13 protein-coding genes are annotated in these 13,184 nt (G+C 65.3%); 7 read left to right on the plus strand and 6 right to left on the minus strand.

What is annotated here, in order from left to right; all coding sequences use genetic code 11:
- Nucleotides 1-50 precede the first annotated feature (50 nt).
- From U5A82_RS13500 to U5A82_RS13510, 3 genes are read left to right on the plus strand one after another with little or no spacing between them, the layout of a single operon-like run.
- Nucleotides 51-1,661 (plus strand): FAD-binding oxidoreductase, encoded by a 1,611-nt coding sequence (locus U5A82_RS13500; protein ID WP_326291368.1) that lies wholly within the window; start codon nt 51-53, stop codon nt 1,659-1,661.
- Nucleotides 1,658-2,662 (plus strand): zinc-binding dehydrogenase, encoded by a 1,005-nt coding sequence (locus U5A82_RS13505; protein WP_326291369.1) that lies wholly within the window; start codon nt 1,658-1,660, stop codon nt 2,660-2,662. The genes U5A82_RS13500 and U5A82_RS13505 overlap by 4 nt, the downstream gene beginning before the upstream one ends.
- A 27-nt stretch (nt 2,663-2,689) precedes the next feature.
- Complete coding sequence (locus U5A82_RS13510; RefSeq protein WP_326291370.1) at nt 2,690-3,214, plus strand: DUF3598 domain-containing protein; 525 nt, start codon at nt 2,690-2,692, stop codon at nt 3,212-3,214.
- Between the two features lie 42 nt (nt 3,215-3,256).
- On the opposite strand, the gene bla is transcribed toward U5A82_RS13510, so the two are convergent.
- Together bla and U5A82_RS13520 are read right to left on the minus strand one after the other, a co-directional pair.
- On the minus strand, nt 3,257-4,168 hold the full coding sequence (bla, locus tag U5A82_RS13515) for a subclass B3 metallo-beta-lactamase (RefSeq protein ID WP_326291371.1): 912 nt from the start codon (nt 4,166-4,168) through the stop codon (nt 3,257-3,259).
- Nucleotides 4,165-4,890, minus strand: coding sequence for a DUF3108 domain-containing protein (locus U5A82_RS13520; protein WP_326291372.1), 726 nt, complete (start codon nt 4,888-4,890; stop codon nt 4,165-4,167). The genes bla and U5A82_RS13520 overlap by 4 nt, the downstream gene beginning before the upstream one ends.
- 125 nt (nt 4,891-5,015) lie before the next feature.
- On the opposite strand from U5A82_RS13520, the gene U5A82_RS13525 reads away from it, so the two are divergent.
- Entirely contained in the window at nt 5,016-5,903 is an 888-nt protein-coding gene (locus U5A82_RS13525) for a VOC family protein (RefSeq protein WP_326291373.1), read from the plus strand.
- 45 nt (nt 5,904-5,948) lie between these two features.
- Here U5A82_RS13525 and U5A82_RS13530 read toward each other — a convergent pair whose 3' ends face one another.
- Nucleotides 5,949-6,602, minus strand: coding sequence for a hypothetical protein (locus U5A82_RS13530; RefSeq protein WP_326291374.1), 654 nt, complete (start codon nt 6,600-6,602; stop codon nt 5,949-5,951).
- A 7-nt stretch (nt 6,603-6,609) separates the two neighbouring features.
- Nucleotides 6,610-7,434, minus strand: coding sequence for an alpha/beta fold hydrolase (locus tag U5A82_RS13535; RefSeq protein WP_326291375.1), 825 nt, complete (start codon nt 7,432-7,434; stop codon nt 6,610-6,612).
- A 220-nt stretch (nt 7,435-7,654) separates the two neighbouring features.
- On the opposite strand from U5A82_RS13535, the gene U5A82_RS13540 reads away from it, so the two are divergent.
- The 3 genes from U5A82_RS13540 (at nt 7,655) to U5A82_RS13550 (ending at nt 11,042) form a co-directional block, all read left to right on the plus strand.
- On the plus strand, nt 7,655-8,362 hold the full coding sequence (locus tag U5A82_RS13540) for a GntR family transcriptional regulator (RefSeq protein WP_326292935.1): 708 nt from the start codon (nt 7,655-7,657) through the stop codon (nt 8,360-8,362).
- Nucleotides 8,363-8,492: 130 nt separating this feature from the next.
- Complete coding sequence (locus U5A82_RS13545; protein WP_326291376.1) at nt 8,493-9,512, plus strand: zinc-dependent alcohol dehydrogenase family protein; 1,020 nt, start codon at nt 8,493-8,495, stop codon at nt 9,510-9,512.
- Nucleotides 9,513-9,605: 93 nt separating this feature from the next.
- Nucleotides 9,606-11,042, plus strand: a complete 1,437-nt coding sequence (locus U5A82_RS13550; protein ID WP_326291377.1) for a flavin monoamine oxidase family protein — start codon at nt 9,606-9,608, stop codon at nt 11,040-11,042.
- Between the two features lie 4 nt (nt 11,043-11,046).
- Here U5A82_RS13550 and U5A82_RS13555 read toward each other — a convergent pair whose 3' ends face one another.
- Together U5A82_RS13555 and U5A82_RS13560 are read right to left on the minus strand one after the other, a co-directional pair.
- Nucleotides 11,047-11,778 carry a transporter substrate-binding domain-containing protein gene (locus U5A82_RS13555; RefSeq protein ID WP_326291378.1) on the minus strand — a complete coding sequence of 244 codons (732 nt, stop codon included), beginning with the start codon at nt 11,776-11,778 and terminating at the stop codon, nt 11,047-11,049.
- Entirely contained in the window at nt 11,778-13,163 is a 1,386-nt protein-coding gene (locus U5A82_RS13560) for an MFS transporter (protein WP_326291379.1), read from the minus strand. Before U5A82_RS13560 ends, U5A82_RS13555 begins: the two co-directional genes overlap by 1 nt.
- Between the last annotated feature and the right edge of the window lie 21 nt (nt 13,164-13,184).

The raw sequence follows: 13,184 nt of genomic DNA on the forward strand, positions 1-13,184 counted from the left end.
TAGCCGGGCCCACGATGATGCGGCCACGGCCGTGACAGGAGGATAGTGCAATGCAGGCCGACGCCCAGACCGTCCCGACCCATCCCGCCGCCTTGCAGCTCAAGGCCAGGTTCGAGGCGATCGTCGGCGTCGATCATGTCAGCGACGACGAAGACCGGCGCAAGCTGTTCAGCGAGGATGTCTGGGAAGCGAGCGCCCATGTCGCGATGCTGATCGTCGCGCCGGGATCGACGGCGGAACTGAGCGCCGTCATCGCCGCAGCGCACGAGGCAGGCGTCGCACTGGCGCCGCGCGGCGCGGGCATGAGCTATACCAGCGGCTACCTACCCGCGACCGACAGCACGATCACGCTGGACATGGCGCGGATGAACCGCGTGCTGCGCGTCAGCCCGGACGACATGACGGTGACGGTCGAAGCGGGCTGCACCTGGCTCGCCCTGAACGAGGCGCTGGCGCCCCACGGGCTTCGCACGCCCTTCTGGGGACCGATGTCGGGCATCTACTCGACCATCGGGGGCGGCCTGTCCAACCTCAACGCCATGTTCGGCGCGGGCCATCATGGCACGTCGAGCGAGAGCGTGATCGCGCTCACGGTCGTGCTGGGCGATGGCCAGCTGTTGCGGACCGGCGCGCGCGGTCCCGATGGCGACACCCCCTTCTATCGCCATTATGGCCCGGATCTGGCCGGACTCTTCTGCGGCGATGGCGGCACGCTGGGCATCAAGGCGGAAGTCACGATGCGGCTGATGCGGACGCCCGCGCATGAGGATTCGGCGTCCTTCTCCTTCAAGAGCGGCGAAGCGATGCTGAAGGCGCTGGCGGAAATGGCGCGAGCGGGGATCGCGGCGGAAACCTGCGCCTTCGATCCGGGCCTGACGAAGGTGCGGATGAAGCGCCTGTCGCTGATGAGCGACGTCAAGACACTGGGCGCGGTCATCACCAAGCAGAAGTCGCTGGGCAAGGGGCTGATGGCGGCGGCCAAGATCGCGCTGGGCGGGCGCGATTTCATCGAGCCGGACGACTATCCGCTGCACATGACGGCGGAGGGCCGGTCGAAGGAAGGCGTCGCCGCCGACATGGCGAGCGCCCGCGCCATCGCCAGGCAGTATGACGGCACGGAGATCGAAAATACGATCGCCAAGGTGATCCGCGCCATGCCCTTCCCCGCCCCCAATTCCATGCTGGGGCCGGAGGGCGAAAGCTGGGTGCCGGTGCATGGCCATGTGTCGCTGTCCAATGCCCCGGCCATGTTCGCCGACATCCAGGCGCTGTTCGCCGAAATGGCGGACCAGTTCGCGTTCCACAAGATTCACACCGGCTTCCTCTTCACGTCGCTGTCGACCAATGCGATCACGATCGAGCCGGTCTTCTTCTGGCCGCATGGCTATCGCCCGGTCCACGCTTCCATGGTCGAGCCGGCCCATCTGGCGCGCCTGCCGCTGCTGCCGGAAAATCCCGCAGCGACCGCAGTGGTAACGACGGCGCGCGAAGGCGTGAAGGCGATCGCGCAGCGTTATGGCGCGGCGCATTTCCAGATCGGCCGCGCCTATGCCTATCGCGACAGCCGGGACGAGGCGTCCAAGGCGCTGCTCGACACGATCAAGGCGCTGGTCGATCCGGCGCGGCAGTTCAACCCCGGTGCGCTGGGCTTTCCGGCATGAGCGAAACCTATGGCGCGATCCGACTGGAGCGCATCGCCGAGAGTTTCCGCGCCGCCGCCGATATCGTGGACCTGCCATTGACCGAGCCGGGGCCGGGCCAAATCCGCGTGCGCAATCGCCATTGCGGCATCAACGGCATTTTCGACACCCAGATCGCGCGCAACGCGGTCGACTATGTGCCGATCACGCTGCCGACCTTTACCGGGGTCGAGGCGATCGGGCTGGTCGACGCCGTGGGCGACGGCGTCACCGGCTTTGCGGTCGGCGACGCCGCCGTGACGGTGCGCTTCACCGGTGGCTATCGCGAAGCCAATATCGGACCGGAAAGCCAGTTTGCGAAGGCCCCTTCGGTCAGTCGCGACTATCTGGCGCTCGCCTCCACAGGGGTATCGGCGCTGCTGGCGCTGGAGCAGATCGGGCAGGTCAGGGATGGCGAGACGGTGGCGATTTCCGCTGCGGCCGGGGGGCTGGGCCATATGCTGGTGCAACTGGCGCTGCTGCGTGGATGCCATGTGATCGCGGTATGCGGGGGCAAGCGCAAATGCGACTTCGTGGCGTCGCTGGGCGCGCAGCGCGTGATCGACTATCGCAGCGAGGATGTCGGCGCCGTGCTGGCGGCGGAATATCCCAAGGGGATCGATGTCGCAATCGACACGGTGAGCGGCGCCATCTTCGACGCGTTCCTCGCCAACATCGCCTATCATGGCCGTCTGGTGGTGGGCGGCGCTGCGTCCGACCTGGAAGGACGGCCCGAAGTCGTGACCGCGCCGCGCATCGCGCACAGCATCTATTATAAGGGCGCGTCGGTCCGGGGCTTCATGAACGGCCTGCTGACGCCGCATTGGGACCACGCGCGCGCGCGCCTGTTCCAGCTTTATGCCGATGGCCGCATCGCGGTCACTTTCGATGATAGGCCATTCGCAGGTCTACCTGGTATTTATGACGCGGTGGAACGGCTGCTGTCGGGGCAGTCGATGGGCAAGGTCGTCGTGGACCTTTGAAACATTGCGCCAATTCGGGAGATAGATATGCCACATAAACCGTCTCAGCCGGGCATCCGGGAAGCCATGCCGCTGCTGGTCAGCAACGAGGGCGTCTGGGAAGGCTGGTATCGCTATTATGACGCGAAGACCGGGCAGCTGACCGATCAGCATCGCTCGCGCCTCTATTGCCGCCTGATCGGCGAGCCGGGGCATGAGGAATATCATCAGACCAACCATTATTATTGGGACGATGGGCGTACCGATGTCCGCGATTTTCCGGCCTGGTACGAAAATGGCCGCATCTGGTGGGACAATGACCTGATCAAGGGGTGGGCGGCCGCGATGCAGCCGGACGATTATAACCGGTCCACCTGCCTCAACTGGACCCGCCACGACGAACCCGACATCTATCTCTACGAGATGATCCAGGTGAACGAGGATCGCACCAAGCGCGCCCGCACATGGCAATGGTTCCGCAACGGCGAATGCTATCAGCGCACCTTGATCGACGAGACGCTGGTGACGCGCGACTGGCGGAATTTCGTCGATCCCGGCATGCCGAACGTTTGAATAGTCGGAGAGCCGGGGCCATTGGCGCGGCTCTCCGATGGATCATTGCGCTTCCTGCGCGAGGCGCGCGTCGAACGCCGCCTCGTAGCGATCGGCCAGTTTCCGACAGGCGTCGGGACTGCGGAATGCGTCGCCGTTCGGAGCCGCCGCCAGGGCATCGCGTTTCGCCGCCCCGTCCGAATGTTCGGGATGGCCGGTAAGCAGCATGTCGCACGGCAGCGCGCGGATCGTGGCGAAGGTGCGGCGGAAGCGGCGCCCCACATCCTTATGGGCGACATAGCGATAGTGACCGTCGGTCAGCGAATTGAGGCTGGCGGCGAACAGCATCGACGCGCAGCCGCGCACGGCGTCGCATGATTGCCATGACCAGCTCATGCTGCCGGGCGTATGCCCCGGCGACGCGTGGGCCGTGATCCGAACATGGCCCAGCCGCACCACCTGCCCGTCCCGCACTGCCCGTATATGGGATACAGGCGGATAAGCGAAGAGGGTCGTGCGCTGCGGATCGTCCATCCCGCTATGTCCCGCCCGCAGCACGGTCGCGCCCGCCTGGCTTGCCAGCACGGTCGCACCGCTGTCCCGGGAAAGAGCCGCAAGGCCACTGGCATGATCGTAATGCGGCTCGCTGCTGAGGATCAGCTTGACGTCGCGGATGTCGAACCCCGCCTCCTTGATGGTGCGTTCCAGCAACGGGACGCCCTGCGGCAGGCCTGCATCGATCAGGATCAGGCCAGCCCCGCTGTCGATCAGGACGATGTTCATGCGGGTGAAGCCGACCAGCCAGGTCGTGCCATGTACGCGCAAAGGCGTCTGCCGGTCGAGCCAGAGCGGGGCGAGGTCCGGCGCGACCGGTCGGAGCAGCGGGTCGTCCGCCCCCGCTGGCGAAGCGGCAAGGCCTGCCGAGGCCATGCCCAGCCAAAGCCCCGCCATGCGCCCGATGCCGCGCCCGATCATGAGCGGGTCAGTTCGACCAGCTCGTACCAGGTCTGCATATAGCCGCCCACGCCCCCCTGTACGAAGATCGCGTCTTCGTCCGCCGTGACCCACAGGTCGTAGTCGGGATGCGCGCCCTTGTCCGACGCCATGCCGCCATGTTCGTCTGTAAAGCGGAAATGGCGGCAGGCGAAGGTGCCCGCCGCAACCGTCACGGTTTCTTCGCCGACATAGGCCAATTGCATATTCGCTTCGGCGATGATCGGCGGGGTCGCGCCGCGATGATCGGTGGAGGGCAGGAAGGTGCGCAGTTGATGGGTATGCGGCCCCTTCGAGACGTCGACCTTCTTGGTGATATAGGCGTCGCCCTGAATGGGGTGGGTCCCGAACCCGTCATAGTCGCCAACGATCTTCACCGTCTGCGACAGACGACCGATCGAGGGGCCATAGCTTTCGCACTCGACATAGCCGTCGCGGATGATGAACAGGCCAGCGCCCATGAAGCGGTCGCCAATCGTCAGGCGGACAAAGCAGTCCATCGGCATGTCATTTTCGTCCAGCGCATAAGTAATGTCGCGCAATACCGTGGGGCTGGGTTCCTCGATCTCGCACTGGGCGCGCAGGATGCGCTTGCCGTCGGCATGCACGGTGAAGGTGAAATTTTCGCGACCGCGCTCCTCGCCCATGCGCTCGGGTTTACGCGATGTGTAGAGGATTTTGCCGGTGATGGTCCGATGCTGCATCGTCTGCCTTTCGTGCGAATGGGATCGCCGCAAAGGTGACAGAGCCGATGGACTGATCGACCGGTGATGACGCACCTGTCCGCACAGCAGCCATTTTCCCTTTCCTCTCAAGACATGGAGACAGCATGAACCTGTTGCGTTGCGCCACGCATAGCGTGGTCGATCTGGATGCCGCCAAGGCGCGCTTTGGCCAATGGCTGGATTATGCCGTCGTCGAAGAAGGCACGGTTCCCGCCGACCTGGCCGCCGCCTGGGGCGCGCCGGCGAGCGCCGGGCGGCGTTATGCCGTGATGCAGCCCGCATCGGGGGCGGAGGTCTTCCTGCGCTTCGTGGAAGGCGATCCGGTGTCGGACTATCTGCCGATCCGCAGCTATGGCTGGGCGGCGATAGAGATTTGCGTGCAGGATGTGCTCGCGGTGAACGACCGGATGCTGTCGCCCCAAGCCCCCTTCCCCGTCATCGGTCCGCCGACGAAGATCGCGGGCATCGACACCATCTATCCTATGCAGGTGCGCGGCCCGGATCAGGAAACGCTCTACTTCACCCAGATATTGACCGACGCCCCCGACAGCGGATTGCCCAGGGCGGGATCGTTGATCGACAAGCTGTTCATCCTGGTGCTGGCCTGCCCCGACATGCGCGCGACGGCGGACTGGTTCGCCCGCACGCTGAAGCTCGACATGACCAGCCCGATGGCGATCCGATACTCCATGATCTCGCTCGCCTTCGGCCTGCCGATCAGCGACCTGCATGAGATCGTCACCGCCAAATATCAGGGCGACGTCTTCCTGGAGTTCGACCAATATCCGCAAGGTACGGTGTCGCGTCCGGCCCATGAAGGCGCACTGCCGCCGGGCGTGTCGATCTGCACCCTGTTCCACCCGGATTTCGATGCGCTGGATGCCGATTGGTTTACAGCGCCGGTGGTGCGGGACGGTCCGCTCTATGCCGGGCGGCGGGTCGGCGTGTTGAAGACGCCCGAAGGCGCGCTGCTGGAAGTGATGGAGGGGTAATGCGCAAGGCCCGCAGTCCGGAAGGATCGCGGGCCTTTTACGATATCAGACCGGGGTTGCGATGCCGAGCCAGGCGGCGACCAGCAACAAAAGCCAGAGCGTGACGACCGATACACGGGCGCGGCTGTTGACCTGGGCGATGGTCGCATCGGTCTGCGGCGTGGGGCCGGTGGCGATCATCTCCCGAATGGCGGGAAAGAGCGGGACCAACTGCCTGCGGACGACGAGGCCGAGGCTGATGCAGGTCGCCAGCACGATCATCTTGAGCGCGATGAACAGCGGCAGTTCGATGGCCTTGAAAAAGCCAGCCAGGCCAAAGCCATAGAGGGCGATCAGCACGACCCAACGGATTGCGATGTCGATCCTTTTGATGGCCGCGCCGCCGCCATGGTTGAGATGCACCGCCCAGGCCAAAACGAGCCATCCCAGGCTGGCGACGCCCACCAGCACCGGCACATAGGTCGGCAGGTCCAGCCAGCCCTTGACCCAGGCCAGCGCCAGGCCGGTCGGCAAGGCGAGGATCAGCATCGTGCGCGGCGCCATGTCGATATTGTTGAGGATCGTCAGCGCCATCCTTCGCTCCACCACGGTGCGCTTGGGATCGACCATGAAGTTGGAGCCGTAGAAAGCGCCCAGGTCGCCGCCCAGCCAATAGACGAGAACCAGCACATGAAGGAGCGTCAGCAGGGTAATGGCCACGAGACAGTCAGTCCTTTGAAAATCGGGTGATGGCGGCCGCGCGAACGGCCGAAAAGTCGGGTGCGCCGAAATGCGGCAACGGCGCGAAGCGGCCATCGGGCAGCAGGTCGGCCGCCGCGCGGGTCATGGCGCACAGCGGATCGTCCTGCGCGGCCATCAGCAAGGCAGGGCAAGGCACCTGCGTCAGACGGCCCGCCGCGTCCCAGGAAAAGGCCGCGCGATAGGCGAGGTGATAGGTTTCGGCAGCTTTCAACACTTCCACGAACCAGGCGTGAAGGTCCGGCGCAGGCCGGACGCCACCATCGCGCCGTGCGGCGGCGCTGCGGTCGTACCAGGGATAGAAGAGATATTGATCGCGGCAGAAATGGAAGGCCCGCATGAGGTAGGCGCCCTCGACGTCGGGCGTGAAGGGCGTAGCGTAGCGCTCCAGCAGTTCGGCCTGCTCCTCGGGCGACCAGAGGCCGATCCCGTCCAGCACCACATGGCTCACGCGGTCGGGGTGCAGGATCGCCAGATCGCAGGCTATGGCCGCACCGGTATGCGATCCATAGGCGACCACGCGGTCCAGCCCCAGCGCGTCGAGCAGGAAAGGCAGGCGCGCGGCATAATCGGCGATGTCGGGCTGTGGGATCGCCAGCGGCGTGCTGTCGCCATTGCCCGCCGTGTCGGGCGCGATCAGGCGGAAATCGCCCTTCAACGCGTCGATCAGTCCCACCATCTGGCGCGAACTGCCCGGCGACGGATGCAGCAGCAGCATCGGCGGGCCGTCACCCGCCTGCCGATAGTGAATCTGTCCATCCGGCAGATCGAGAAAGGCACGGCGGATCGTCATGGTCGTCAGTCTCCAGCGGCGATTCGCCGCGTCGCTATCCTCATGAACATGGCGGGCAGACCGATGACGCGACCGGAGACGAAATTGTTCGGCAGACGGCTTTTCCCTGACGCAAGGCGGTGTCGACCGGCATGCGGGCGTTGAGCAGGCACCGCATTCGCTCTACGACGATCCCAGGCATGAACAGGAAGGGGCCGCCTTGGTCGATCGCGCAGCGGCAATGCCGCTCTATCATCAAATCTATCTTCAGCTGAGGGACGAAATCGTGAGCGGACAGCGCCCTCACGGCAGCCTGATGCCCACCGAACTGGATCTGTCGGCGATGTTCGACGTGTCGCGCATCACCGCACGACGGGTGCTCGATGATCTGGCGCGTCAGCATTATGTCGCGCGCAGGCGGCGTATCGGCACCACCGTCACCTTCCATTCCCCGGCCAGCCCGATCGAGGCGAATATCGATCAGGCGCTCGATTCGCTGCTGGCGCTGGGCGACAATACCAGCGTGACCGTGTTGACGGTCGCGCGCGAAGCCGCCCCGCCCGGTGTCGCCGACGCCCTGCGTCTGGAGCCTGGGGATGAGGTGGTGCGCGCGGTGCGTGTCCGGTCGCTGGACGACATGCCGCTCGGCTATGTGTTGAGCTATGTCCCCGCCCGTCTGGCCGACGTCGTCGATGCCGACGCGCTGGCGACCACGCCGATGCTGCGCCTGCTGGAACAGGCGGGGCACAAGGCGGAAACCGCCGAACAGACGATCGGCGCGATGCTGGCCGACAGCGCCATGGCGCAGGCGCTGGGTATCGAGCCACCCGCAGCGCTGCTGCGCATCACGCGCACCAGCTATGACCTTACCGGCGCGCCGATCCTGCTGACATTCGCCCATTATCGGTCGGACCGGTTCCATGTGCGGCTCGATCTGTCGCACCGATAATATCGCAGCCTTCCATACCCGGCCTGCTCGCTGTGCGAACAAGATCGGGTGAGGCTTTGCCTGACGGCGCGGTCCGGGCTTTGCCCTGTGGCAGAGCATATTCGCCAGACCAAGCCGTCGGGAGACAGACGTGAAAGCCTATCAGATCGGACCGCAGACCGGCCTCGACTCCCTGACCGCGACCACGCGGCCCGACCCCGTCGCCGGGCCTGGCGAAGTCGTGTTGAAGGTCAAGCTGGTCTGCCTCAACCATCGCGACATGCTGGTGCTGGAAGGCCGCTACGGTCCCCGCCGCCCCGAAGACCGCATCCCCCTGTCGGAAGGCGTGGGCGAGGTCATCGCCATCGGCGAAGGCGTCAACACTGTGAAGATCGGCGATCGCGCCGTCTTCGCCCATTTCGTCACCTGGATCGACGGTGATTTTTCACCCGCCGCGTTCGGCAACGACCTGGGCATCACCCATGACGGCTGGCTGGCGGAGCAGGTCAAGGTGCCCGCCGCCGCGCTGGTCCCCGTCCCCGAAACTCTGAGCGATGAACAGGTCGCACCGATGGCGTCCGCCGGGCTGACTGCGTGGCATGCCGTGGTGGAAGTCGGCAAGGTGAAGGCGGGCGACACGGTTCTGGCGCTGGGCACGGGCGGCGTATCGATCGCCGCGCTTCAGATCGCCAAGGCCAATGGCGCGCGTGTCGTCATCACCTCGTCCAGCGACGACAAGCTGGCGCTGGCCCGCTCGCTGGGCGCGGACATCACCATCAACTATCGCACGACGCCCGACTGGGAAGCGCAGGTGCTGAAGGAAACGGGCGGCAAGGGCGCGGATATCGTCGTGGAAACCGGCGGTCAGGCGACGCTGAGCCAGTCGATCACGGCGGCGGCGGTCAATGGCCGGATCGTCATCATCGGCGCGCTGGCGGGCGCCAACGGCGACGGCCTGGCCAATTATGGCGCGATCATCGGCAAGAATCTGGTGCTCAAGGGCATTGCGGAAGGCAGCCGGGCGATGCTGGCGCGGCTGATCCGTGCGGTCGAGGCCAATGATATCCAGCCGGTCATCGATCGCACCTTCTCCTTCGACGAAGCGCCGCAGGCCTATGCCTATCTCCATTCGGGCGCGCATGTCGGCAAGGTGCTCATCAAGGTCGGATGACCGCAAGTCGGACATTGGCGCGCAGGACTGTCATAGCCCGTCATCCTGCGCCATGATCGCACCATCAGAAGAAGACCGACAAAGGGGTAAGTCATGCAGATCAATCGTCGTGACATGATGGCCGGAGCCGCGCTGGCGGGCCTTGCCGCGTCGCCGCTGGGCGCTGCGGTCAAAAAGGCCGCTGGTCCGTCCGACCCCGACGTCATCATCCTGGGCGCAGGCATTTCCGGCCTCAACGCCGCATGGCTGCTGGAGCAGCAAGGGGCCAAGGTGCTGGTGCTGGAAGCGCGGCAGCGGGTCGGCGGCCGGGTGCTGACGCTGATGGATCAGCCGGGCTACCCTGAAATGGGCTTCAATTCGATGGCGGCCGGCTATGGCCGGGGGATCGACGCAGCGCAGCGCGCGGGCGTCGAACTGGTCGATGTCACGCCGCGATATCTGGCTGATCCGCGGCAACAACTGGTGCTGGGCGGCGAAAGCTTCACACCCGAACAGTGGAAGGCGTCGCCGCGCAACCCCCTGCCCGCCGCGATGAAAGGCATGATGCCGTGGGAAGTGTTGCCATCGCTGTTCATGAAGTCGCCGCGCCTGCCCGACTGGAACGAATGGATACGCGCCACGGCGGCGCAGGATATCTCGGTGCAGGCCTATCTGACCGCGCAGGGCCTCGACGATGCCGCCATCCGACTGGTGTTCGACACCGCGCCTTATGCCGGCACCAATGCCTATGATTCCGCCGCGCTCAACTATGACTTCAATTTCGGCTGGGCCAAGGCGCAGGGCGAGATCGGGCCGCAAAGCTTCGCGGTGAAAGGCGGCAACCAGAAGCTGACCGACGCGATGGCGACCATGGTCAAGGGCGACCTGCTGCGCGGCAAGGAAGTGGTTGGCATCGAAAGCGGTCCGGGTGGCGCGACCGTTACCTGCCGCGACGGCAGCCGGTTCAGGGGCGGCAAGATTCTGTCCACCCTGCCCTTTTCAACCCTGCGCAACATCAGCCTGACCCCCGCCCTGACCGGGCCGCAGGCGCAGGCGGTGATGACCCTGCCCTATCAGCCGCTCTCCATCGCCTTCCTGACCGTGCGCGAACCCTATTGGGAAAAGGATCAACTGCCCGCGTCGATGTGGACCGATGGGCCGATGGGCACGGTGCTGGCGCAGCATTATGGCGAGACGGTTTCGGAAGTGACCGGCCTCAGCCTCTTCGCACGCGGGCGACTGGCGCAATATTGGGATCGGCTGGGCAAGGACGCCGTGCTGAAACTGGTGGTCGAGGAACTGGAGCGGGTCCGTCAGGCGTCCAGGGGACTGGTCACGGGCGCGGCCTTCCACAGTTGGGGGCTGGAGCCGTTCAACGGGGGCGACTGGGCCTATTTCTCGCCGGGTCAGGTGAGCAGTTTCGGCCAGACGATGGCGGCGCCCGCCGGACGCCTGCACTTCTGCGGCGAACATACCGCGACCAGCAATCGCGGGCTGGAAGGCGCGCTGGAATCCTCGGAGCGCGCCGTGCTGGAACTGCTGTCGGCCTGACCGATCAGGGAACGGCGCGCAACGCCCGTTCCCACCCCGCCTTTTCCCGACGCAGCGCGGCATTGACCGCCGCGACCAGCCCGGCGTCGCGCCGGATGAGCCACGCCTTTTCCTGATGGGTGAAGGGCTTGCGCGTCGTCGCGCACAGGCGGCCGGCATAGCGCCGCGCCATATGGTCCACCACCACCCCGTCGGTGATCCACACATCGGCCCGTCCGTCGAGCAGCGCCTGCGGCAGATCGGCGTCGTCCGGGTTGATGGTCACGTTGGCCTTGCTGAACCATTGCTTCGCCAGGGCGCCGATGGTTTGACCTGTATTGATCTGCACCCGCACGCCCGGTCGCTCAATGGCACGCAGGCTGGCATAGGCGTGCCGGTCGGCACAGCGTGCCAAGGGACGTTTGCCATCGTCCACCAGCGCGAAGGAATAGGTGCCGATGGCGGCGCGTTCCGGTGTGATGGTCAGGCCGCCGATCACGACGTCGAACCGGCCTGCGATAAAATCCCTGGACAACGTCTGCCAACTGGTCGGCACGAAGATCGCACGCTTACCCAGACGCTTCGCCACGGCGCGTGCAGTCACGACATCCGCGCCCTCGAACGAGCCATCGGGAAGCCGCTGCGCATAGGGCGGATAGTCGCCTGTCAGGCCGAAACGGATCGCGCCGTCCTGCGCCGATGCCCCCGTCGCATCCGCCAGCATCAGCGCCAGCGCGATTGCTGGTCCGGCGCGCATCAGATCGGTTCGACCAGCTTTGCTTCATCCAGATCGTAGCGGGTCAACGCGATGATCGCGCAGAGCATCGCCAGCGCCGGCACGATGGCAAGGCAGATGTAGATGGCCATGATCGCGCTTGGGGGTTGCTGCACCTTGCCGGTGGTCGACGCGACATAGCCCATGCCGCTGAGGAACGCGCCCATGATGGCGATACCGGCGGCGGCCGACAATTTGTCGAACAGGGTCGTGAAGCCGGCGAAGGCGCCTTCCCGCCGCAGGCCGGTCTGGATGTAATCGTAGCGCACCGCGTCCGACATCATCGAATAGGCGCACAGGATGACGCCACCCGACGATATGCCAATGGCAATGGCGCGGGCGAACAGCAGCCAGTCCGCTTCACCGGGCAGCGCAGTGAACCAGGCAAGGTGCAACAGGCCGAAGGCGGTCATCGACGCGATATAGGCCCATTTCTTACCCATCCGCTTCGACAGACGGACCCAGAGCGGCATCGATCCGACCGATCCAACCGTCGCGATCATATAATAGGTGCCAAGCCAGCCATCGGGCAGCAACAGCACATATTTGCTGAAATAGGCGCTGCCGATCGAGGTGACGGCGGTGCCGAACAGAACGAAGATATGGGCGATGGCGAGGATGCGGAACGGACGGTTCGCCCAGGCGAGCTTGGCCTGGTCGATCATGCTGTAGCGCTTGCGCGGGCCGTCGCTCTGTTCGGGCGCGGTGCGCGGCGCGTTGCGCAGCAACCATATGCCGGTGAGGCCCATGACCAAGGTGATCGCCGCGACCACGAGCGACATCGCCGCGTGGCCGCTGCGCGTCGCGCCCCACAGGCCCAGCAGCATCGCCGGCAATGTCGAACCGATCAGCACGCCCAGCGAATTGCCGAACACGCGATAGGCCATCAGCGTGGTCCGCTCATTATAATCGTCCGACGCCTCCACCAGCATCGCAATGCTGGGAATGGTAAGCGCGGTATAGGCGCTGGCATGCAGCATCAGCGCCACCGTCACGAAGACCTGCGCGGCGATGATCGACCCGAAATCGGGTGTGTTGAACACCATCGCGATGCCCAGCGGCATCATTATGCCGCCTGCAAACAGGAACGGGAGGCGACGGCCCCAGCGGGTGCGCGCATTGTCGCTCCAGGCGCCCAGGGCCGGATCGAGCAGGCCGTCGTAGATTTTGACCAGCGCGAACATGATGCCTGCCGCACCCGCGGAAATCGCCAGATTGTCGGTCAGGAACCGAAAGGCGAGCAGGGTTATGATGTTCATCCCCGCCGAATGGCTGATCGGAATGAGGATGAACCCGAATCGCAACGACCAGTTGGGCCGCGTCAGCGGCGCTGTCCGCCCGGCGCCCTGTTGAAATGTCCCGCTCATGCCGATGCTCCCGCCATTTTC

The sequence above is a fragment of the Sphingobium sp. CR2-8 genome, from assembly GCF_035818615.1.
In the GTDB taxonomy this organism is placed as follows: Bacteria; Pseudomonadota; Alphaproteobacteria; order Sphingomonadales; family Sphingomonadaceae; genus Sphingobium.

Excerpts from the sequence above, each read along its gene's own strand:
- U5A82_RS13500 (WP_326291368.1), top strand. The coding sequence starts at position 51 with ATGCAGGCCGACGCCCAGACCGTCCCGACCCATCCCGCCGCCTTGCAG.
- U5A82_RS13505 (WP_326291369.1), top strand. The coding sequence starts at position 1,658 with ATGAGCGAAACCTATGGCGCGATCCGACTGGAGCGCATCGCCGAGAGT.
- U5A82_RS13510 (WP_326291370.1), top strand. The coding sequence starts at position 2,690 with ATGCCACATAAACCGTCTCAGCCGGGCATCCGGGAAGCCATGCCGCTG.
- bla (WP_326291371.1), bottom strand. The coding sequence starts at position 4,168 with ATGATCGGGCGCGGCATCGGGCGCATGGCGGGGCTTTGGCTGGGCATG.
- U5A82_RS13520 (WP_326291372.1), bottom strand. The coding sequence starts at position 4,890 with ATGCAGCATCGGACCATCACCGGCAAAATCCTCTACACATCGCGTAAA.
- U5A82_RS13525 (WP_326291373.1), top strand. The coding sequence starts at position 5,016 with ATGAACCTGTTGCGTTGCGCCACGCATAGCGTGGTCGATCTGGATGCC.
- U5A82_RS13535 (WP_326291375.1), bottom strand. The coding sequence starts at position 7,434 with ATGACGATCCGCCGTGCCTTTCTCGATCTGCCGGATGGACAGATTCAC.
- U5A82_RS13540 (WP_326292935.1), top strand. The coding sequence starts at position 7,655 with ATGCCGCTCTATCATCAAATCTATCTTCAGCTGAGGGACGAAATCGTG.
- U5A82_RS13550 (WP_326291377.1), top strand. The coding sequence starts at position 9,606 with ATGCAGATCAATCGTCGTGACATGATGGCCGGAGCCGCGCTGGCGGGC.
- U5A82_RS13555 (WP_326291378.1), bottom strand. The coding sequence starts at position 11,778 with ATGCGCGCCGGACCAGCAATCGCGCTGGCGCTGATGCTGGCGGATGCG.
- U5A82_RS13560 (WP_326291379.1), bottom strand. The coding sequence starts at position 13,163 with ATGAGCGGGACATTTCAACAGGGCGCCGGGCGGACAGCGCCGCTGACG.